The 20,001-nt window shown below is 67.1% G+C and carries 17 protein-coding genes; 8 read left to right on the top strand and 9 right to left on the bottom strand.

Annotated features, from left to right (window positions below):
* Positions 1 to 77: 77 nt before the first annotated feature.
* From flgM to LDJ84_RS09590, 3 genes are all read left to right on the top strand, one after another.
* Entirely contained in the window at positions 78 to 392 is a 315-nt protein-coding gene (gene flgM, locus LDJ84_RS09600) for a flagellar biosynthesis anti-sigma factor FlgM (RefSeq protein ID WP_024764336.1), read from the top strand.
* 43 nt (positions 393 to 435) lie between these two features.
* Positions 436 to 897, top strand: a complete 462-nt coding sequence (locus LDJ84_RS09595; RefSeq protein WP_024764337.1) for a flagella synthesis protein FlgN — start codon at positions 436 to 438, stop codon at positions 895 to 897.
* 105 nt (positions 898 to 1,002) lie between these two features.
* Positions 1,003 to 1,752, top strand: coding sequence for a flagellar brake protein (locus tag LDJ84_RS09590; protein ID WP_038803415.1), 750 nt, complete (start codon positions 1,003 to 1,005; stop codon positions 1,750 to 1,752).
* A 43-nt stretch (positions 1,753 to 1,795) separates the two neighbouring features.
* Here the strand turns inward: LDJ84_RS09590 and LDJ84_RS09585 are convergent, their stop codons facing one another.
* The 6 genes from LDJ84_RS09585 to LDJ84_RS09560 form a co-directional block, all read right to left on the bottom strand.
* The gene (locus LDJ84_RS09585) at positions 1,796 to 3,136 is read right to left on the bottom strand and encodes an MFS transporter (RefSeq protein WP_024764338.1); all 1,341 of its coding nucleotides are present in this window, start codon (positions 3,134 to 3,136) and stop codon (positions 1,796 to 1,798) included.
* 287 nt (positions 3,137 to 3,423) lie between these two features.
* Positions 3,424 to 4,662 carry a glutamine synthetase family protein gene (locus LDJ84_RS09580; RefSeq protein ID WP_162484004.1) on the bottom strand — a complete coding sequence of 413 codons (1,239 nt, stop codon included), beginning with the start codon at positions 4,660 to 4,662 and terminating at the stop codon, positions 3,424 to 3,426.
* Positions 4,663 to 4,974: 312 nt separating this feature from the next.
* Entirely contained in the window at positions 4,975 to 6,579 is a 1,605-nt protein-coding gene (locus tag LDJ84_RS09575; RefSeq protein WP_226046259.1) for an inorganic phosphate transporter, read from the bottom strand.
* 303 nt (positions 6,580 to 6,882) lie between these two features.
* Positions 6,883 to 7,800 (bottom strand): polyphosphate kinase 2, encoded by a 918-nt coding sequence (ppk2, locus tag LDJ84_RS09570; RefSeq protein WP_024764340.1) that lies wholly within the window; start codon positions 7,798 to 7,800, stop codon positions 6,883 to 6,885.
* A gap of 273 nt (positions 7,801 to 8,073) precedes the next feature.
* The gene (locus LDJ84_RS09565; RefSeq protein ID WP_024764341.1) at positions 8,074 to 10,353 is read right to left on the bottom strand and encodes an acylase; all 2,280 of its coding nucleotides are present in this window, start codon (positions 10,351 to 10,353) and stop codon (positions 8,074 to 8,076) included.
* Between the two features lie 345 nt (positions 10,354 to 10,698).
* A complete protein-coding gene (locus LDJ84_RS09560) occupies positions 10,699 to 11,730 on the bottom strand; it encodes an AraC family transcriptional regulator (protein WP_038803413.1) in 1,032 nt (343 codons plus the stop codon).
* A gap of 123 nt (positions 11,731 to 11,853) precedes the next feature.
* On the opposite strand from LDJ84_RS09560, the gene LDJ84_RS09555 reads away from it, so the two are divergent.
* On the top strand, positions 11,854 to 12,747 hold the full coding sequence (locus LDJ84_RS09555) for a TauD/TfdA dioxygenase family protein (protein WP_024764342.1): 894 nt from the start codon (positions 11,854 to 11,856) through the stop codon (positions 12,745 to 12,747).
* 11 nt (positions 12,748 to 12,758) lie between these two features.
* Complete coding sequence (locus LDJ84_RS09550) at positions 12,759 to 13,541, top strand: 2-keto-4-pentenoate hydratase (RefSeq protein ID WP_024764343.1); 783 nt, start codon at positions 12,759 to 12,761, stop codon at positions 13,539 to 13,541.
* A gap of 40 nt (positions 13,542 to 13,581) precedes the next feature.
* Here the strand turns inward: LDJ84_RS09550 and LDJ84_RS09545 are convergent, their stop codons facing one another.
* Positions 13,582 to 14,484, bottom strand: a complete 903-nt coding sequence (locus tag LDJ84_RS09545) for a LysR family transcriptional regulator (RefSeq protein ID WP_037012587.1) — start codon at positions 14,482 to 14,484, stop codon at positions 13,582 to 13,584.
* Between the two features lie 106 nt (positions 14,485 to 14,590).
* Here LDJ84_RS09545 and LDJ84_RS09540 point away from each other — a divergent pair, with 106 nt between their 5' ends.
* Both LDJ84_RS09540 and LDJ84_RS09535 read left to right on the top strand, forming a co-directional pair.
* Positions 14,591 to 15,661 carry an AbrB family transcriptional regulator gene (locus tag LDJ84_RS09540; RefSeq protein WP_024764345.1) on the top strand — a complete coding sequence of 357 codons (1,071 nt, stop codon included), beginning with the start codon at positions 14,591 to 14,593 and terminating at the stop codon, positions 15,659 to 15,661.
* A 275-nt stretch (positions 15,662 to 15,936) separates the two neighbouring features.
* Positions 15,937 to 17,181, top strand: a complete 1,245-nt coding sequence (locus tag LDJ84_RS09535; RefSeq protein WP_226046258.1) for a flavin monoamine oxidase family protein — start codon at positions 15,937 to 15,939, stop codon at positions 17,179 to 17,181.
* Positions 17,182 to 17,302: 121 nt separating this feature from the next.
* On the opposite strand, the gene LDJ84_RS09530 is transcribed toward LDJ84_RS09535, so the two are convergent.
* Positions 17,303 to 17,857, bottom strand: a complete 555-nt coding sequence (locus tag LDJ84_RS09530) for a TetR/AcrR family transcriptional regulator (protein WP_226046257.1) — start codon at positions 17,855 to 17,857, stop codon at positions 17,303 to 17,305.
* 88 nt (positions 17,858 to 17,945) lie between these two features.
* Here LDJ84_RS09530 and LDJ84_RS09525 point away from each other — a divergent pair, with 88 nt between their 5' ends.
* Positions 17,946 to 19,142 (top strand): MFS transporter, encoded by a 1,197-nt coding sequence (locus LDJ84_RS09525; RefSeq protein WP_024764348.1) that lies wholly within the window; start codon positions 17,946 to 17,948, stop codon positions 19,140 to 19,142.
* Position 19,143: 1 nt separating this feature from the next.
* Here LDJ84_RS09525 and LDJ84_RS09520 read toward each other — a convergent pair whose 3' ends face one another.
* Complete coding sequence (locus tag LDJ84_RS09520) at positions 19,144 to 19,938, bottom strand: LysR family transcriptional regulator (protein ID WP_024764349.1); 795 nt, start codon at positions 19,936 to 19,938, stop codon at positions 19,144 to 19,146.
* Between the last annotated feature and the right edge of the window lie 63 nt (positions 19,939 to 20,001).

The raw sequence follows: 20,001 nt of genomic DNA, 5'->3' as shown, positions 1-20,001 counted from the left end.
CGAAAATTCGGCCTAAAGTTTCTCTCAGGACGGCCGAAAAGCTTGGCAAGCGTCCAATACCTCCAGAGGTTTCCACCATGGTCATCGACTTCAACCGGCTGAACCCAGCCTCTACGACAGCCAGCACTGGCCGTAGCAGTGCTGCCCAGAGCGGTCGCAGCGAAGCCGCCGCAGAGAATGCCTCCGTCAACGCCCCGGTCAAGAGCGGCGAGTCGGTACAGCTGAGCGATACCGCGCAGCAACTACAGAAAGTAAGCGATCAACTGAAGGACCAGCCCGTGGTCGACAACGAGAAAGTGGCTCGCATCAAAGCGGCCATCGCTGACGGCAGCTACCAGGTCGACAGCCAGAAAGTCGCCAGCAAGCTGCTCGATTTCGAATCCCAGCGCTGAGTTCACTCAGCGCCTGGTCAACCGCTAGTACGCCGAGCCCAAGATGTCCGACGCCCTGCTTTCCCTGATCAACGGCGACATCGAAGCAGCCAGCACCCTGCTGCAACTGATCGACGACGAGTACCAGGCGCTGCAAGCGCGGGATCTCGATCAGCTGCAGAAGCTGCTCGACGGCAAGCTGCCGCTTCTGCAGCAGCTTGAGCAGAATGGCCGCATCCGCGCCCAGGCACTGCTGCAGGCCGGCGTCAGCGTGGATCGCGAAGGGCTCGCGCAGATCGCCCAGGCCACCGGCAATCCCCTGCTCTCCGCACGCGCGGAAGAACTGGGTGCGCTGCTGGAACGCTGCCAGGAAGCCAACCAGCGCAACGGCCGAATCATCCGCTCCGGCCAGGCCAGCACCGAGCGCACGCTCGACATCCTGCGCGGCCAGGACACCCCACGCCTCTATGACCGCTACGGCGGTTCGACCCAGGGCAACCGCCAGCGTCCGCTGAGCCAGGCCTGAGCGTTCGTCGGAAAGCTGGCTTGGCAGCCAGCCTTTGGGCAAAATGCCACTATCGATCCTGCCCCGTGCCTTACTCATAACAAACACAATGGAGATTCGCGGACCGTGTCCAATCCGTTCGTCGAGGAAAATGGCCCTCAACCACCGAAGGTCCTGAAAGCTCCGGTGGAGATCCACGCCAGCCTGAAATTACTGATGGACAGTCACGATCCCCTGGTCATCACCTTCGAAGGGCGCGGCCAGCGCTTCCAGAGCTTTGTCGTTGAGGTCAACCGCGAACGCAACATCGTCGCCCTGGACGAACTGATCCCCAACGATGGCGAGCGCTTCCTGCAGAACGGCGAGCAGTTCCGTATCGAAGCCTTCCATGAAGGCGTGCGCATTGCCTGGGAGAACACCCAGAACGCCTACTTCTCCGAGATCGACGGTGCCCGCTGCTACTGGCTGCCGGTACCGACCGAGATGCTCTATCACCAGCGCCGCAACGCCTTCCGCGCCCCCGTGGGCCAGGGCCAGCCGGTGGCCGTGGAAATTGCCGGCAGCAAGCTCAAGGCCCCGCTCAAGGGCAACCTGATCGATATCTCCGCCACCGGCTGCAAGATCCGCCTGGAAGGCAACGCCGCCGAGCGCCTGCAGCCCGGCCAGATCTACGAGGAATTCACCGCGCGCCTGCCCTTTGGCGCCCTGACCATGGAAGTCGAACTGCGCCATGTGCATTTCGAGGAAAAGGTCGGCTACAGCTTCGCTGGCGTACGCTTCCACCAGATGAGCGGCCTGGCCCAGCGCAACATCGAGCGCTTCGTCTATCAGCTGCAGCGCGAAGCCCGACGCTTCGAGAAGGACGAACTGTTCTAGTCCCTGCGGGGCGGCAAGCACCTGCCGCCCTTCCCTCTCGGCCTCACGCGGGCCGGCTTTCTTCCTCTGCTTCCGTGCCCTTCTCGGGTACCGGCGCGCTGTTGTCGTTGCCCTTCATCTGCTCTTCCACGGCGGCCTCGTCGACCCGCGGGTCGAGCGCGGCGGACAATGGCGAGGATGCCAGGCTGTCCGGCGTGGCGACGTGCTTGACCGGCGCCTCGTCGACCCGGTGTACGCCGCTGACCCTCTCCGGGCGCACGCGCCAGATCAGGATCAGCGAACAGGCGCAGACGAACGCATAGAGCATGTTCGCACCGAAGACCTTCATCAGCGCACCGGCCGCCAGCGGGCCGATACAGGCACCGACACCGAAGGTCACCAGCAGCATGGCGGTCAGCGAAACGCGCCGCTCGCCTTCGACGTGGTCATTGGAGAACGCCACCGCCAGCGGGTAGAGGGTGAACTGCACCAGGCAGACCACGAAGCCCAGCGGCAACAGCCAGGCCAGCGTCATCGGCGGCAACGGCAGCACCGGCAGCAGGGCCAGCGGCAGGGCGACCACCAGCAGCAGTATCGCGGCATTGCGGATGAGCGCCGCGCGGTCATAGCGATCCGACAGCCAGCCCAGCGGCCACTGCACCACCAGCCCGGCGAAGATGCAGCCGCCCATGAACAGGCCGATTTCCTCGGTGCTCAAGCCCTGGCGCACCGCGTAGAGCGGCGCCAGGCCGTAGAACGAACCGATCACCAGCCCCGACACCAGCACCGTGGTCAGCGACTGCGGCACCCGCTGGATGAAGAAGCGTGGCTCCAGTGGCGCCGGGCGCAGCGGCGCGGGGTGGACCTTGTGGGTGATCGCCACCGGGATCAGCGACAGCGCAAAGCACAGCGCAATCAGCATCGGCAGCTCCGGGCCCAGGCCCGGATGCACGACCAGCACCAGTTGGCCAAGTACCAGGCCCAGGTATGACGCGACCATGTAGCCGGCGAACACCAGCCCGCGCTGGCGCGCCTCGGCCTGCTCGTTGAGCCAGCTCTCGATGACCATGTACTGGCACATCATGCCCAGGCCGATGGCGACCCGCAGCACCAGCCAGAAGCCCACCCACGGCAGCAGACCAATGCCCAGCACGGCGGCAGTCACCAAGCCGCCACAGGCGACGTAGGCGCGGATATGGCCGACGCGGGCGATCAGCCGGTGGCCGATCTTGCCGCCCAGCACCAGGCCAAGGTAGTAGGCGGCCATCATGGCGCCGATCCATAACCCATCGACCTTCTCCGCGCCCAGGCGCAGGGCGAGATAGGTACTGAGCAGACCGGAACCGGTCAGGAGCATGACGGCGGCGAAGTACAGAGCGCGGAAGGCAGTGACGATCCGAAGCATTGGACCTCCTGGTCCAGAACAACCCCGGCACAGTGTCCGGGCAGCGGAAAGCGGGACTTGCCGTGACACATTAGAGGCTGCCAATCGACGCGTCGAGAGCCCTGCCGGGCCCGGAATAGCAAGTGTCGCGCCCGGTGATGCGGGCCAGTTCGAAGGATACCGGCGGGATGAGCGAGGATGGCTTGAAGATCGCCTGGAGATAGGCGCCGATCACAGCTGCATCAGACTTTCGCCGCAGCTGTGTCGGCGGGCACGCGGCTCACGACCTTGACATCAGGCTTTCGACTTCAGGCCTGGGCTGCGAGTACGCGGCGCTCCCAGGGGCTGATCTCGTCGAAGAAGCTGGTCAGCTCCATGGACTTGGTCGCGCAGTAGCCGTCGATGAACTCGTTGCCGAATACCTCGCGGGCCAGCTCGCTGCGTTTGAGGCGCTGCATCGCGTCGTACATCGTGCACGGCAGCAGCAGCTCGTCCGGCACCTCGAACTCACCCTGGATCGGCGCGGTGGGCTCCAGCGCCTGCTCGATGCCGTGCAGGCCGGCCGCCAGGCTCGCGGCGATGGCCAGGTAGGGGTTGGCGTCGGCGCCGGCCAGGCGGTTTTCCACTCGCCGGGCGACCGGTGCGCTGGCCGGAATGCGCAGGCCGGCGGCGCGGTTGTCGTGGGACCAGCAGGCGTTGTTCGGCGACGCGTAGGGGTGGCACAGGCGCTGGAAGGAGTTCACGTTCGGCGCGAACAGCAGGGTGAAGTCCGCCAGGCACGCCTGCTGGCCACCGATGAAATGCCGGAACGCCGGCGTGGCCTCGCCATGGGCATCGGTGAAGATGTTGCGGCCCTCGCCATCGACCACGCTCTGGTGGATGTGCATCGAACTGCCCGGCGTGTGCGCCAGCGGCTTGGCCATGCACACCACGATCAGCCCGTGCTTGAGCGCGACTTCCTTGAGCAGGTGCTTGAAGAGGAAGGTCTGGTCGGCCAGCAGCACCGGGTCGCCGTGCAGGAAGTTGATCTCGAACTGGGTGGTGCCCATCTCGTGCATGAAGGTGTCGCGTTCCAGCCCCACCGCTGCCATGCAGCGGTAGACGTCCTGGAAGAACGGCCGCAGGCCGTTGTTGGAGGACACGCTGAAGGCCGAGTGGCCGATCTCGCGGCGACCGTCGAGGCCGACCGGCGCCTGGAAGGCTTCGTTGGCGTCGGGGTTGGGCGCGAAGACGAAGAACTCCAGCTCGGTCGCCACCACCGGGCTCCAGCCGCGCTCGGCGTAGCGCGCGACGACTTGCTTGAGCAGGCCGCGGGTGGACAGGCCGGACGGCTTGCCGTCGAGTTCCACCGCATCGCAGATGGCGAAGGCGCGGGGTTCGTCGCTCCAGGGCAGGCGGTGGATCTGGGTGGGCTCGGCGATCAGCGCGAGGTCGCCGTCGTCGCTGCCGTAGTACTTGGCCGGCGGGTAGCCGCCCATGATGCATTGCAGCAGGACGCCACGCGCCAGTTGCAACCGGCGCCCGGTGAGGAAGCCCTCGCCGGTCATCACCTTGCCACGCGGCACCCCGTTGAGGTCGGGGGTGACGCACTCGATCTCTTCCACTCCAGCCAGGCGTTCGGCGAGCGGGATTCCTAGATCGTTACTCATGACTTCTTATCCTTGTTCTTCTTGTCCTTGTCACAGGACGCCGCGCGAGGTGCGCGAGCCCGTACAAAATACGCACCACGCGTTCGATATTTCAAGCGGGCCGAAGATCGGATTTTCCTCGCCGGATCGCAGGCAGGACACGTGCGGAATGAGTTCGCGCGAATGGAGACGCCGCTCCCTGGAGCGGCGTCTCCATTGAGTCACCCGCCCTCAGAACAGGTGGGTGAACAGCCAGTACAGCGAAGCGGAGAGCACGATGGCCGCCGGCAGGGTCAGCACCCAGGCCATCAGCAGGTTGCGGATGGTGCGCATCTGCAGGCCGGAGCCGTTGGCGGCCATGGTGCCGGCGACGCCGGAAGACAGCACGTGGGTCGTCGATACCGGCAACCCGTACATGTCCGCTGCGCCGATGGTCATCATCGCCACCAGCTCCGCCGAGGCGCCCTGGGCGTACGTCAGGTGGGTCTTGCCGATCTTCTCGCCGACGGTGACCACGATGCGCTTCCAGCCGACCATGGTGCCCAGGCCGAGGGCGATGGCCACGGCAACCTTCACCCACAGCGGGATGAAGCGGGTCGACTCGTCGATCTTGCCCTTGAACGCCGCCAGCTTGCTGGTGGTATCGGCGTCGAAGTTGCCGACCTTGTCCTTGTCCATCAGGCGGATCGCCTCGCTGGTCAGGTACATGTCGTTGCGCACGTTGCCCACGGCTTCGGCCGGCACGCGAGCAAGGCTGCCGTAGCCCTTCACTTCCGCGCCGATGGCGCCGGTCAGCGCCGCCAGCGACGGGATCAGTTCCGGCCTGGCTTCCTTGGTACGCACGTATTCCGACAGCACCGCGCGCGGGTCGGCCGGGGCCGGCTGCGGCGCGGCGCGGACCAGCGCCTGCTGGGTGACTTCGGCGATGGCGACGAACTGCACGGTCTGGTCCGCCGGCATGGTGCGGTTCAGCGCGTAGGCCATCGGCAGGGTGCCAACCAGGATCAGCATGATCAGGCCCATGCCCTTCTGCCCGTCGTTGGAACCGTGGGCGAAGGACACGCCGGTGCAGGTGAGAATCAGCAGGCCACGAATCCACCACGGCGGCGGCGTCTTGCCCTTGGGCGCCTTGTACAGCGCGCGGTTCTTCACCAGCAGGCGCAGCGCCAGCAGCAGGAGCGCGGCGCAGACGAAGCCGATCAGCGGCGAGAGCAGCAGCGAGTAGCCGACCTTGGTCGCCTGCGCCCAGTCGACGCCGCTGGTGCCGTCGCGGCCGTGCATCAGCGCATTGGCGATGCCCACGCCGATGATCGAGCCGATCAGCGTGTGCGAGGACGACGCCGGCAAGCCCAGCCACCAGGTGCCGAGGTTCCACAGGATGGCGGCGATCAGCAGGGCGAAGACCATGGCGAAACCGGCCGAGGAACCGACCTGCAGGATCAGCTCCACCGGCAGCAGGGCGATGATGCCGAAGGCCACCGCGCCGCTGGAGAGCAGCACGCCGAGGAAGTTGAAGCAGCCCGACCAGACCACCGCGAAGTGCGGCGGCAGCGAGTGCGTATAGATGACGGTGGCCACCGCGTTGGCGGTGTCGTGGAAACCGTTGACGAACTCGAATCCCAGGGCGATGAACAGGGCGACCCCGAGCAGCAGGAACGGCGTCCAGGTGGTGACCGCAGTGGTGACGTCGTCGACGTCACGCACCAGGCTCCAGGCCGAGAACAGCAGGCCGACGGCGAGCACGGCGAAGAAGACGAAGGCGGTCAGGCGGCCGGGTTTGTGCTCCAGATGGGGCCGTCCTTCGGCGATGGGAACGGCCAGGGTATCGGTGGTCATGCTGGGAGTCCGCGTGGGGGATGTCCCAGTCATGATCGGCGGGGAATGTTACAGGTTATGTCTCTGCCGGAGCTGTCCGCAGGTGGGCTTTACGTAGGAGCGGACTCCGTCCGCGATGTGCCGCCGGCCGGCTCGGAGCCGCTGGAAAACGATCGCGGACAGAGTCCGCTCCTACCCGACAGTCCTGTACTCGGATCAGCCCTCACCCCAGCCCTCTCCCTCTGGGAGAGGGCTGGGGTGAGGGAAGGCACTAGCACGGACTTACCTGAAGAAGACAGTTGCTCCTACGGGGTATGCAACGCCTCAGTAAACCTCTGGCACCACGATTTCCCGTGGGGTCGGCGTGCGCGAGTAATCCTCGTTGCGCTGCCGCGCGGGCAGGATCACCGACGGATGCTCCACGTCCTCATAGGGAATCAGGTTCAGCAGGTGGCTGATGCAGTTCAGCCGCGCGCGCTTCTTGTCGTCGGCCTGCACCACCCACCAGGGCGCCTCGGCAATGTGGGTGCGCTCCAGCATGATTTCCTTGGCCTTGGTGTAGGCCTCCCAGCGCCGGCGCGACTCCAGGTCCATGGGGCTGAGTTTCCACTGCTTGAGCGGGTCGTGGATGCGGCTGAGGAAGCGCAGGTGCTGTTCGTCGTCGGAGATGGAGAACCAGTACTTGATCAGCTGGATGCCCGAGCGCGCCAGCATGCGCTCGAACTCCGGCACGCTGCGGAAGAACTCCTCGTACTGCTCGTCGTTGCAGAACCCCATGACCCGCTCGACGCCAGCGCGGTTGTACCAGCTGCGGTCGAACAAGACGATCTCCCCCGCCGCCGGCAGGTGCGAGACGTAGCGCTGGAAGTACCACTGGGTCTGCTCGCGGTCGTTGGGCGCGGGCAGCGCGGCGACCCGGCACACGCGCGGATTGAGGCGCTGGGTGATGCGCTTGATCACGCCGCCCTTGCCGGCCGCGTCGCGGCCCTCGAAAAGGATGACCACCTTGTGGCCGGTCTTCACCACCCAGCTCTGCAGTTTCACCAGCTCGCCCTGCAGGCGGAACAGCTCGCTGAAGTAGCGACGGCGGGCGAGCTTCTCCTCGTCGACGTCGGCGTGCTCGTCGAACAGCTCATCGAGGTTGCGCACGTCTTCCAGCAGTTCCAGCTCCAGCTCTTCGTCGCTGTGGTCGAGCAGTTCGCGGTGGATGCGGCGGATCACGGATTCATGGGTCAGGGGCATGGCAGCGGCCTACGCGTCGGGGCTTTGCCGCCAGACTAGGGGCGCCCGGTGTCAGGCTGGTGACAGCCTTGCTCGGCCCTCTGTGCTGAGGCTTGCCCCTCTCCCCCGCCCTGGCTGCGCGCCCCGATCCGAAGGGAGAGGGAGCCGTTCGGCGCAAGCTGATAGATCGGAGAGTTCATGACGCTGCCTGCACTGAGGACAGTTCCCTCTCCCTTCAGGGAGAGGGAAACCGGCACACGCACCGACCTCGTATCCGCTCTCGCTGCTATCTCCCTACTTCTCGCGCAGTTCCATCACCTTCAGCTCCGGATCGGCCTTGATCTGCTCGTCGGTAAACGGCAGCTCCGGCCATTGCTGCCGGGCGAACAGCTCCGTCTGGTCGCGATGGTGCGGCGAGCCGGGTTCGCTGGACTGCGAGAACGCCAGCAGCCCGCGCGCCTTCGGCCCGTCGGCGGTGAAGTCGACCAGCTGGATATAGCTGCTGCCGCTGAGCACGCGATAATGGTCGCCCTGCCACTGCGAAGTGATGGCGTTGTACACGCCCTCGTTGCCGGTGCCGCCAGGGATGCCCAGGGGATTGGCCTGGTCGCCGGTCAGTTGCAGTTCGCCCCAGGTCTCATCTGCCTGGATCTTGCGGGCGCCGATCTCCTGCCCGGCTGCCACCAGGGCCTGCTGCGCCTGCTGGCGGACCTCCGGCTTGTCCAGGGCGATGCCCGAGGGCGTGGCCAGCGGCAGCTTGGGATCGAAGGGCAGGCGCCAGCCACCCTCGATCTTCAGGAAGCGCGCGACAAACGCCTGGAAGTAGGCGAAGCCGGGATTGCTGTCGAGGTTGACGTGGCGGTCCCACGAGCCCAGCGCGGCGCAGGCCGCCTCCGCGCCCGCCGGGGCTGGCTTGCACAGTTGCAGCAGGTCGTCGAGGAGCATGTCGGCCACGTAGACGCGGTTGTCGGTGACCAACTTCTGCAGGTCATCCGGGCCGATCTTGCCGTCGCCCTTCAGACGTTCCAGGGCGAAGCGAGCACGGGCACTGACCGGGATCGAATCGCGGCTCACCAGCGGCGAGAAGCCGGTCAGCGGCTGCGCCGGGTTGCTCAACCAGGCGCTGTCATTGGAGTTCTGCACGAAGTCCTGGCGTTCCAGCGCCGGCATCTGCTCCGGCGGCGTGAGGCCGGCATGACGCGCCCCCGGTGCGCTCGACCAGTTGCAGGCACGGCGTCCGCCCTGCAGCACCGGTAGGCCCTGCTTCTGGAGCGCGGGGATCGCGCAGTCGGCCAATTGTTGCTGGCTCAGGTAAGGCACCACCGATTGATTGAGGTAGAGCACCTTGCCTTCTGCGTCAGTGGCCAGGGTGTTGACCCACGGAATCCCCTGTATCCGCTCCACGCTGTCGCGCAGCTCATCCAGGCTGCGCGCGTGATCGATGGCGTACCACTGCTGCAGCACGCGGTCGTTGCCCAGGTTGGCGTCGCGCACGGCGAAGGCTTCATTGGCGTTCCAGGGGAATTTGCCGGGCACGCTGAGCAGCGGGCCGTACTCGGACTCGTACAGCGTATGGCTGCGCGTGCCCACGCGGCCGTCGGCCTCACGTACCCGCACGCGCAGGGTGACTTCCTTCAACGGCCGCGACTGGCCATCGACGCGGTAGCTGTGCGGGTCCTGCGGGTCGAGATCCAGTCGATACAAGGTGAAGTGGCTGGAGGTGTCCACCGTATGGCTCCAGGCCAGGTCCTTGCCGAAGCCGATGTTCACCAGCGGCATGCCCGGCAGCGAAGCGCCCATCACATCGAGCTGGCCGGGAATGGTCAGGTGCATCTGGTAGAAACGCAGCGCGCCGAACCAGGGGAAATGCGGGTTGGCCAGCAGCAGGCCGTTGCCGTCCACAGAACGCTCGCTGCCCACCGCGACGGCGTTGCTGCCGTGGTTCTGATGGAAGTTCTCGCGACGCTCCATCGCCGCCAGCACCTCGCCGGCGCTGACGATGGAGGACGTTGCCTGGCCCGGCGGCGTCGCTGCCATCATCGCCTCGGCGAACTGCCCGGCACCGGATTGCACCAGCAGCCGGCGGGTCAGGCGCAGCAGGTCGTCGCTCTCCAGCGGGCGCAGCCAGGCCTTGCCCGCGCACTGGGTGCCGGCCGCCTGGGTATCCCACAGCCAGCGGTTGTAGCCGGCCGCGTAGCCATCGAGCAGGTCGCGGATCGGCTGCGGCTGGGCGCTGCGCAGGCGACGCAGGGATTCGTTGTCGTTGAGCCAGGTGTAGAAGAAGTCCGAGGGCAGGTTGCCGATGCCGGCGGAGGACTTGCCGTCCACGCCGAAGTAGCGCGAGCGTTCGCCCCGCGCGGTGAGGACTTCCTCGGCCAGCAGGCAGGCGTTGTCGCGGGCATAGGCGTAGCCGATGCCGTAGCCCAGGCCCAGTTCGTCCCGAGCCTGGATGTGCGGAATGCCGTAACGGGTCCAGCGGATCTGCGCCTCGAGTTCGGCGCCATAGGCCAGCGCGGGTAGTCCGGAAGCCAGCAGGCTGCCGGCCACGGCGGCCAGTCGGAAGGTCTTGCTCATTGATTCCCTCAATGCTCGGATGACGGCCGGATGCCCGGCCAGGGGCACGCGGCCGCGCCGCTCGCGCGGTGCCGGTGCAAGGGTTGAGTGGCGGCTCACGCCGGCCAATGCAGTGCGCTGAAGGTCATCGCGCCGCGCCTTCCGAGGCACGCGCGCAGGCAGGTTGCTGAGGACATGGGTTCTCCTTTTTCTTGTCGGTCGCCTCGCGAAAAAAGCGACGCGCCTCTTCAGGGGAACGGATGGGCCGCACGCGAAATTAACCCGCGACCGATGGCAATCGGCCACACAGCAAGGCTCTATCTCGCGGCTTTCGCCCGTTCCAGAGGCGTCGCGGGCGGTTCGACTTCAGGGCGCCGGGAGGGTTCCGGACTGTCGCTTCCAACGACCGGGCGACTGCCCCGTCCAGCGCTGGAAAGCGCGGGAGAAACTCGCCGCCTCGGCGTAGCCCAGGCACTGCGCGATGCCATGCAGATCCATCCGCGATTCGCATAGCAGGCGCTCGGCCAGACGCCGTTTGATGCCGTCATTCAGCCCCTGCAGGCTCTGCCCCTCCTGCGCCAGGCGCCGTTGCAGCGTGCGCTCGGAAAGACCCAGTCGCTCGGCCACCGCGGCAGCGCCGAGCAGGCTGGCGGAATCACGCAACAGCAGTTGCTGGACCTGCCGAGCTGTCGGTGTGGCGGCCAGGGTCAGCGCCAACTCTCCACAAAGGCGCTCGCAGAGCTGCTCGCCGCTGTCGCGCGCGCTGATCTGCGCTTGCGGCAGCGGCGCCTGCAGGTCTTCCAGGGCAAAGAGCATGGCGTTGCGTGGCGCCTCGAACAGTGGCTCGATGCCGAAGATGTCGCGGAACACGCTGGCATCGGCTGGCGCCGGGCAGCGCAATTCGATGGCCAGGGGCTGCAGCGGCCGCTGCAGCAATTCGCCGGACAATTGCCAGCAACCGGCAATGCCGCGCTCCACCACGAAAGCTCGGGCATCCTCGGGCAGTACGCGATCGTCGTACACCAGCCACACCCCGCGCGCCTCCACCTCGCTGCTCACGGGGCAAAGGGTCAGGGCCAGGCTCTGGTAACGGCCGAAGGTTTCGAAGGCTTCCTGCAGGGTGCGGCTGGCGAGCATGGTGAAACCCAGCAGCCCCAGCGACGTCAGGTGATAGCGCCGCCCGGTGGCCAAACCCAGGCCCGGCCTGTTCCTACGCTGCAACAGGTTGCGGATCACCGCCAGTTCCTGCCACGCCTGGATGCGCCCGGCGCGCGCCTGCAGGTCGGCGGGCGAGATGGCGCTGCCCACCAGGCAATCGTCGGCGTCGATGCCTTCGTCGCGGGCGCTGTCGAGCAGGTACTGCACTCCGGTGATTTCGCGGGTCTGGCGCCAATCCATCACGAATTCCTCGTTGGCCGCTGCATGGCGGGAAAAGTCAATTTTTGGCGGCTTTGATCATGGAAGAAAGTGACGGCGCTGACCATGCTTGAGGTGCCAATAACACTCACAAGAGGCTTCCCCATGTTCGAGTTCTTCTACGCGTTGCCCAGCCAGAACCGCGCCGCCGAGTACAAGCACTTCCGCATCGTCCCGGCCACCGGCGCCATCGGTGCGGACGTCAGCGACCTTGACCTGACCACCCTGGGCGACGACGGCTTCGCCGAGCTGCGCCAGGCACTGCTGGCGCACAAGGTGCTGTTCATCCGCGGGCAGGACCTGAGCGTGGAAAACCTCGAAGCCGTGACCCTGCGCTTCGGCGAATTCGGCCGCGAACCCTATGTGGTCGGCATGGAGGACCACCCGCATGTGGTGCGGGTGGTGAAGGAAGCCAACGAGAAGACCCCGGTGGTGTTCGGCGGCGCCTGGCACAGCGACTGGTCGTTCCAGGAGCGTCCGCCGGCTTTCACCCTGCTCTACGGCCACGACATCCCGCCGTTCGGCGGCGACACCCTCTACGCCAACCTGGCGCTGGCCTACGAATGGCTGTCGCCGAAGCTGCGCGCACAGCTGGAAACCCTCGACGCCATCCACAGCCCGGAGCGCGCCTACGGCGCCGAGGCCAAGCACAACGACCTGATGGAGAACATGGCGGTGCGCTATGGCAGCCACGATGGCGAAGTGCGCTCCCATCCGCTGGTGACCCGGCACCCGGAAACCGGCAAGAAAGTCCTCTACATCAACCCGGCCTACACCAGCGGCATCAAGGGCATGCGCCCGGCAGAGTCGCAACCGCTGCTCGACTACCTGTTCGGCATCGCCACCCAGCCGGCCTTCACCTGCCGCATGCGCTGGACTGCCGGCACCCTGGCGATCTGGGATAACCGCAGCACCTGGCACTACCCGGTGTCGGACTACCACGGCATGCGCCGGGAGATGTACCGCACCACTGTGGTGGGCGAAGTGCCGAGCCGCTGAGGAGCCCCACGATGAACACGGACAAGTTCCACGCCGCCGCCCAGGCCCTGGCCGAGGCGCGGGCCAGCCGAACGCCCATCGCCACGCCAGCGGCACACTTTGGCCTCACCGGGCTGGACGACGCCTATCGCGTGCAGGCGCAGGGCATCGACCTCGCGCTGGCCGGCGGCGAGCGCCTGGCGGGCGCCAAGGCCGGGCTGATCTCGCCGGCAATGCAGGCGGCGCTCAAGGTCGACGAACCGGTTCACGGCCGCTTGCTCGCCAGCCTGCGCTGTCGATCCGGCGCGCTTATCGCCCGCAAACGCCTGCTGCAACCGCGAATCGAGGCAGAACTCGCCCTGCTCATCGGCCGCGACCTGCCGACGGGAGAGCTCGATCTGGCCACTTTTCGCGCCTGCATCGAAGGTGCGGTCCCGGCCATCGAGATCAACGACACCGCCGTGGCCAACTGGCAGATCGGCCTGCTCGACTCGGTGGCCGACAACCTCTGCGCAGGCCTCTACCTGACCGGCGACCAGCCGGTGGCGCTGGGAAGACTGGACGACGCCGCGCTGGCAGTGCAACTGCTGCGCAATGGCGCGCCGGCCTTTCCGCCGACCCGGACGACCCTCGGGGCGATGCTTGACATCGGCCTCTGGCTGGCGCGGCGCATGGCACGTCTGGACGCACCGTTGAAGGCCGGCGACGTCTTGCTGTGCGGGGCTCTGGCGCCGATGTCGCCGGTTGCGCCGGGAGATGCGTTCGAGCTGGAAATCGAGGGTGTGGGACACGTCGGCTGCAGCTTCGAGCGGTGAGTGACTGGACGGCCCGCTCGAGATTCGCGCGCGTGGTCTCCTACAACCCCGCCCCAAACCGCCCTGCATGCTCGCGCAGCATCCCCCGCAGCAACTGTGCGGCGGGCGACAGGTAGGCGCCCTCCCGCACCGTCAGCCCGATGGTCCGCGTCAGCGTGGTCTCGGCCAACTGCACCTCGCGCAACTGATCCATCCCGTGCCCGCCCGCCAGCGCCTCGCGGGCGATGAAACTGAGCAGGCGGGTGCGGGCGATCAGGTTGGGCAGCATGGGAATCGCGTTGGTCTCGATCTGCACCTGCGGCAGTGGCAGTTGGTAGGCCTGGAAGGTGGCGTCCATCCAGCGTCGCGACGACACCCCGGTAGCCGGCAGTACCCAGCGATAGCGGCACAGGTCGGCCATGGCTACGGGTGCGTCGAAGATCGGATGGTCGTGGCTGGCGACCACCACTACCTGGTCCTGCAGCAGCGGTTCGCTGCTCAGTTGCGGGTCGTCGACGATGCGCGAGCAGATCGCCATGTCCAGCCGCCCGCTGCGCAACGCTTCGCGCAGCACGTCGTCCTGGCCCAGCACCAGGCTCATGGTGACCTCCGGCGCACGGGCCAGCAGGTCCTCGGTGAGGCGCGGCAGCAGGTACTCGGCCATGGTCGCCGCGCAACCCAGGCGGATGTTACCTACGACACCACTGGCGAAGTCGCGCACCTCGCGGCGGGTTTCCTCGATGTCCTGACGCAATTGCCGGGCCCGCTGGAGCATCAGTTCACCGGCCGGTGTCAGGCGAATCCGTCGGCCGTCACGCTGGAACAACCGCGCACCGAGGGACTCCTCCAGGCGCTGGATGCTCTTGGTCAGCGCCGGCTGGCTGCGCCCCAGCCGCTCGGCGGCGCGCCCCAGGTGGCCGAGCTCGGCGATGGTTTCGAAGTAGGCGAGATCACGCAGGTCCATGGTGGCCAACCGATAAATTTCAGGAATGGATTCATGACTATTAGAAAATAGACTTGATCGATCCGGCTACCGATAATTCTTCCGTCTTCCCCGTCCGGAGCCGTCCGTGTCCAGTCGCCCCGCCCTCTTCGTCGCCCGTATCCCCGTCAGCCTGCAATGGTTGACCCTGGCGCTCGGGGCCGCAGGCGCCGGGCAACTGCTCACCTGGCTCGGCATTCCCGCCGCGCTGTTCCTCGGGCCCATGCTGGTGGCCATCGCCTTCGGCGTCAGCGGCGCGGAAATCCGCCTGCCGCGCAGCGCCTTCCGCCTCAGCCAGGGCTGCATCGGCCTGCTGGTCGCCCACGCCATGAGTTGGTCGGTACTGCAGGCGATGGTCGCCTCCTGGCCGCTGATGCTCAGCGCCACGGTGCTCACCGTGCTGCTGTCCGCTGCCGTCAGCTATGCCATGGTGCGCTTTGGCGGCATCCCCGGCAGCACCGCCGCCTGGGGCACCGCGCCGGGCGGCGCGGCGGCCATGGTGTCGATGGCCGAAGCCAACGGCGCCGACCCGCGCGTGGTCGCCACCATGCAGTACGTGCGGGTGGTCTGCGTGGTCATGGCCGGTGCGCTGGTGGGGCGCTTCCTCGGCATCGAGGGCGGCGGTTCAGTGGCGCACAGCACGCCGATTATCGACACCGCCACCCTGCCCGACCTGATCAATTGCCTGTTGCTGATCTTCGTCTGCACCACTGCCGGCGCGAAGCTGCCGGCCGGTCCGCTGCTGGTACCGCTGGTGGCCGGAGCGGTTCTTCAGCTCACCGGCGTGTTGCACATCACCCTGCCGCACTGGTTGCTGGCCAGCGCCTACGGCGTGATCGGCTGCTACATCGGCCTGCGCTTCGACCGCGAAAGCCTCGCCTACGTCGGCCGTCACCTGCCGGCCATGCTGGTCAGCGCACTGGCGCTGATCGCCAGCTGCGCGCTGTTCGCCTGGGCGCTGGCAGCCATCACCGGGATGGACTTCCTCTCCCTCTACCTCGCCACCAGCCCCGGCGGCCTGGATGCCATGGCGATCATCGCAGTGGACACCCATTCCGACGTCGGCCTGGTCCTGGCGATGCAGACGCTGCGGCTGTTCGTGGTGCTGTTCACCGGGGTTTCAGTCGCCCGCACGGTGATTCGCCTGAGCCGCGCCTGAGCCTGGCGCCGGGCCTGTAGGAGCGACTGTCTTCTTCGGTCAATTTGTGCCACTGAATTCCCCTCACCCCAGCCCTCTCCCACCGGGAGAGAGCTGGGGTGAGGGGGCTCTTGATTTTGCAGGAGCGAGCTTGCTCGCGAACCGCCCAACTCTGGAGACGCCGGCTGACTCCGTTCGCGAGCCAGCTCGCTCCTACACAATGCGCCCACCCGTGCCCTTGTGCCGGCGAACCCACCCCCGCTAAGGTCGTCGCTCCTTCACCGAGCGAGCCCGCCATGGATAGCCTTCGCTACCGCCCCACTGCCTTCCACGTCACCCACTGGAGCACTGACCCGTTCAGCCGCGGCGCCTACAGCACCCTGTTGCCCGGCGCTACGCCTGAGCATCGGCGTCGGCTCGGCGAAGTGCTGGGCGGCAAGCTGGTGCTGGCCGGCGAGGCCTGCAATCCCGTCGCCCCGGCCATGACCCATGGCGCCTGGAACGATGGCCTGCGCGCCGCCGAAGCCGCCATCGAAAGCGCCGCCCGCCGGGTGCTGGTGATCGGCGCAGGGTTCGCCGGGCTCGCCGCCGCGCGCCGTCTCAGGGAGGCGGGAATCGAGTGCGTCGTTATGGAGGCCCGTGGCCGCATCGGTGGCCGCGTCCACAGCATTTCCCTCGGTCCGGTGCGAGTGGACGAAGGCGCCGCCTGGCTGCAGCACTTCGACGATAACCCGCTGGCCGCTCACGCCCGGCAGCTCGGCCTGCCGCTGCGGGAAACCGATTTCGGCCAGCCTCTGGCCGCTGCGGTGGATGGCCCGGTGCCCGATATCGACGCGGCCTGGGAAGCCCTGCGCGCCGGAATCGACCGCAGCCTGCCGCTGGCGGAAGGTGTCGCGCGCTATCTCGAAGAGCGCGATGAGCCAACCCGCCGCGCCACCCGCTTCGCCCTGGATGCCAACCTGATCCTGGAAGCCTGCCTGCCGCTGGAATCGCTGTCGGTCGATGCACTGGACGAAGAAGGCGTCGGTGCCGGCGACCGTTTCCTGCCGCAGGGGTACTCACAACTGGTCGAGCATCTGGCCGAAGGGCTGGATATCCGCCTGAACCAGCCGGTGACCGCCATCGACTGGTCCGAAGCCTCGGTGCGGGCAGGCGGTGAAAGCGCCGATTTCTGTATCTGCACCGTGCCCATCGGCGTGTTGCGTGATATCCGCTTCACCCCGCCCCTGCCGGCGGCGCAGCAGGACGCGCTGGAGCACCTGGGCATGGGCCGACTGGAGAAGGTCGTACTGCAGTTCGACGAGCGCTGGTGGCCGGTGTCACCGTCGGGTTACCTGCGCTGGTACGACGAGCCGGCCAGCTTCGGCGAGTGGTTGGATCTCACCGACGCGGTGGGTACGCCGACCATTGCCGGGTTGATCGCGGCGAATGCGCTGGAGCGGGTGTTTGCGGGCCGCAGCGATGAGGAGATTGCGCGCGCGGCCTCTGAAGCTCTGCAGGCGTGGGCGAACGCCATTCGAAACGCCGACACTGACCTGTAGGAGCTGAACCGTAGGATGGGTGGAGCCTAGGTGATCCCCATGCTGCCGGTGCCGGGATCGATGGGTATCGCTGCCTCCACGCCATCCTACGGATGCGCCAATGGCAGGAGTGAGCCATCCGCTAAACCCCGTCCAGCGTCAGATCGACCAACCGCTCGACATAGCCCGTATCCAGCTCCTCGGCGGAAAACAGGATGCGGTACACCAGCGGCGCCATCAGCCGGTCGACGATGCGGTCGACGTCCGGCAGCTTCTCGCCACGCCCCTTGGCGCGCAGCAGGATGATGTCGAACTGGCCGCAGGCAATCGCCATGCAGCGCCCGGAGCAGCCGCCGCCAGCGGCCAGCAGGTCGAGCACTACCGCGCGGCCGGGCACCGAAGCGGTTTCCTCCATGTACTGCTCGCCCCAGGCCAGCAGGTCGCCACGCAGGCTGCCGGTATCGGCAGGCTCGGCATCCGGGCGAATACGCTCCAGGGCAACGTCGCCCAGCAACTCGCTGAGATCGCCCCAGCGCCGGTAGATGGTCGAGGGCGTGACGCCGGCTCGACTGGCGATCAGCGGCACGGTCAGTTCCGCGCGGTCGCGCTCTTCCAGCAACGCCTGGACAGCCTTGTGCACCGATGCCTGCACCCGCGCGCTGCGGCCGCCTGGACGAACACCCTGATTAATTGCCATAAGCACCTTAACGCAAAGAATTTGCTTTTATCCGAAATCGGGTCCAGCATCTCGCAAAAGCAAAATCTTAGCCTTTGCGAGCTGAATCATGGCACAGACCTTACCCAAAAGCGCGCCCGGCTTTTTCCCGGCCCTGCTGCTGACCGCGATCCTCATGGCCTTCCTCGCCGCCGCTGCCGCGCCCACGCCGCTCTATGCGCTGTACCGCGAGTCCTGGCAATTCTCCCCCGCCCTGCTGACGCTGGCCTTCAGCATCTACGCCGGCGGGCTGATGCTGGCGCTACTGGTGTTCGGTTCGCTGTCGGACCACCTCGGCCGTCGCCCGCTGATCCGCGCGGCACTGATCATCGAACTGCTGGCGATGAGCGTGTTCCTCTACGCCAACTCGGTGGAACTGCTGATCGCCGCGCGCCTGCTGCAAGGCTTCGCCACCGGCATCGCGACCGCTGTACTGGGTGCCGCCATGCTCGACATCGACCGCGAGCGCGGCCCGTTGATCAACAGCGTCGCGCCCATGCTCGGCATGGCGCTGGGCGCACTGGGCAGCAGCGCACTGGTGCAGTTCGGCGGCGACCCGCTGCACCGCGTCTATGTCTGGTTGCTGGCGGTATTCGCGCTGGCCCTGGTGCTGTTGCGCTGGCTGCCGGAAAGCGTCAGCAGGCAGCCCGGCGCGCTGGCCTCGCTGAAGCCGCGCATCCGCATTCCCCCGCAGGCGCGCCGGGCGTTCTGGAGCGTGGCGCCGCTGAACGCCAGCCTCTGGGCGCTGGGCGGTTTCTACCTGTCGCTGGGCCCGACCCTGGCGCGCCAGGTGACCGGTCTGCCGGTTCCGATGATCGGCGGTGGGCTGGTCTCGCTGCTGTGCTTCTGCGGCGCCGTGGCGATCTTCGCGCTGCGCAACCGGCCGGCAGCGGTCATCCTGCGCCGCGGCGGGCTGGCCCTGATCATCGGCCTGCTGATTACCCTGCTCGGCGTGGACTCCTCCAACCTCTGGCTGTTCTTCCTCGGTACCGCGGTGGCGGGCCTTGGCTTTGGCGGCGCCTTCCTCGGCGCATTGCGCTCGGTGGTGCCGCTGGCCCACGCCCACGAGCGCGGTGCGCTGATGGCGAGCTTTTATGTGCTCAGCTACCTGGCGTTCAGCGTGCCGGCGATCCTCGCCGGGCTGGCGATCCAGCGTTATGGCCTGGTCGCCACCACCAACGGCTATGCCAGCCTGCAGATTCTCGCGGCGTCGCTGGTCCTGCTGCTGTCCTTGCGCGCACCCGCCGCGCAGAAGGCGCCGGCCTGAATCAGGCCGCCTCGCGGGCGCGCAGGAAGTCGTAGAGCGCGCGCACGGCCGGCTGCTCCAGCGCCTGGGCGGCGTGGCAAAGGCCGATTCGGCGCACGGGTAGCGGCAGGTTCAAGGTTCCGCTGCGCACGGCCGGGGCGCCGCCCAGCAACGAGGCCGGAAGGATCGCCGCGCCCAGGCCGGCACTGACCAGCCGCAGGGCAAGATTCAGGGTGCTGGCCTGCGCGACCACCGGTGCGCTGCCGTAGGCAGTCATCAAACGCTGGTGCGACGGGTGCGACGGACAGGTGATCCACGCCTCGACTGGCACACTCTCGGCGCCGGGCGGCAGCGCCAATACGTACGGATCGTCCCACACCGGAACGAACAGTTCGTCTTCGCAACAGAACTCCTCCGCCGCCAGCCGCGCCTCCCCCACACAGCCTTCTTCCAGGTGCAGTTGCAGGTTGGGGATCGCTTGCCGGGCCAGGCCGACGAAGCGCTCGATCTGCTCGGCGCTGATGTCCCCTTCCACCCCCAGGTGCAGCGGCTGCCGCTCCGACGACTGGCGGAACAGCTTGCGCAAAACCTCCGCCTCGGCCAGCAGGGCACGGGCTCGCGGGTACAGTGTGCGCGCCGCTTCGCTGACATCCACACCGCGCGGTTGGCGCACGAACAGCTCGGTGCCCAGGCTCTCCTCCAACTGGCGAACGGTGGCGGACAGCGTGGGTTGGCTGACGAACAGGCGCTGCGCAGCGGCGGTGATGTTGCGCTCTTCGAAGACCGCGACGAACGCGGCGAGCTGTCGAATATCCATAGGAAATCCCGATACCAGGCACAGGAATAAGCCATTTTTCAGGCAGCAATGCGCTAAATATAC

Source organism: Pseudomonas sp. HS-18, assembly GCF_020401845.1.
GTDB lineage: Bacteria > Pseudomonadota > Gammaproteobacteria > Pseudomonadales > Pseudomonadaceae > Pseudomonas > Pseudomonas nitroreducens.
Note: the sequence above shows the minus strand (reverse complement) of the source record. Positions and strands in the feature narration are given on the sequence as shown.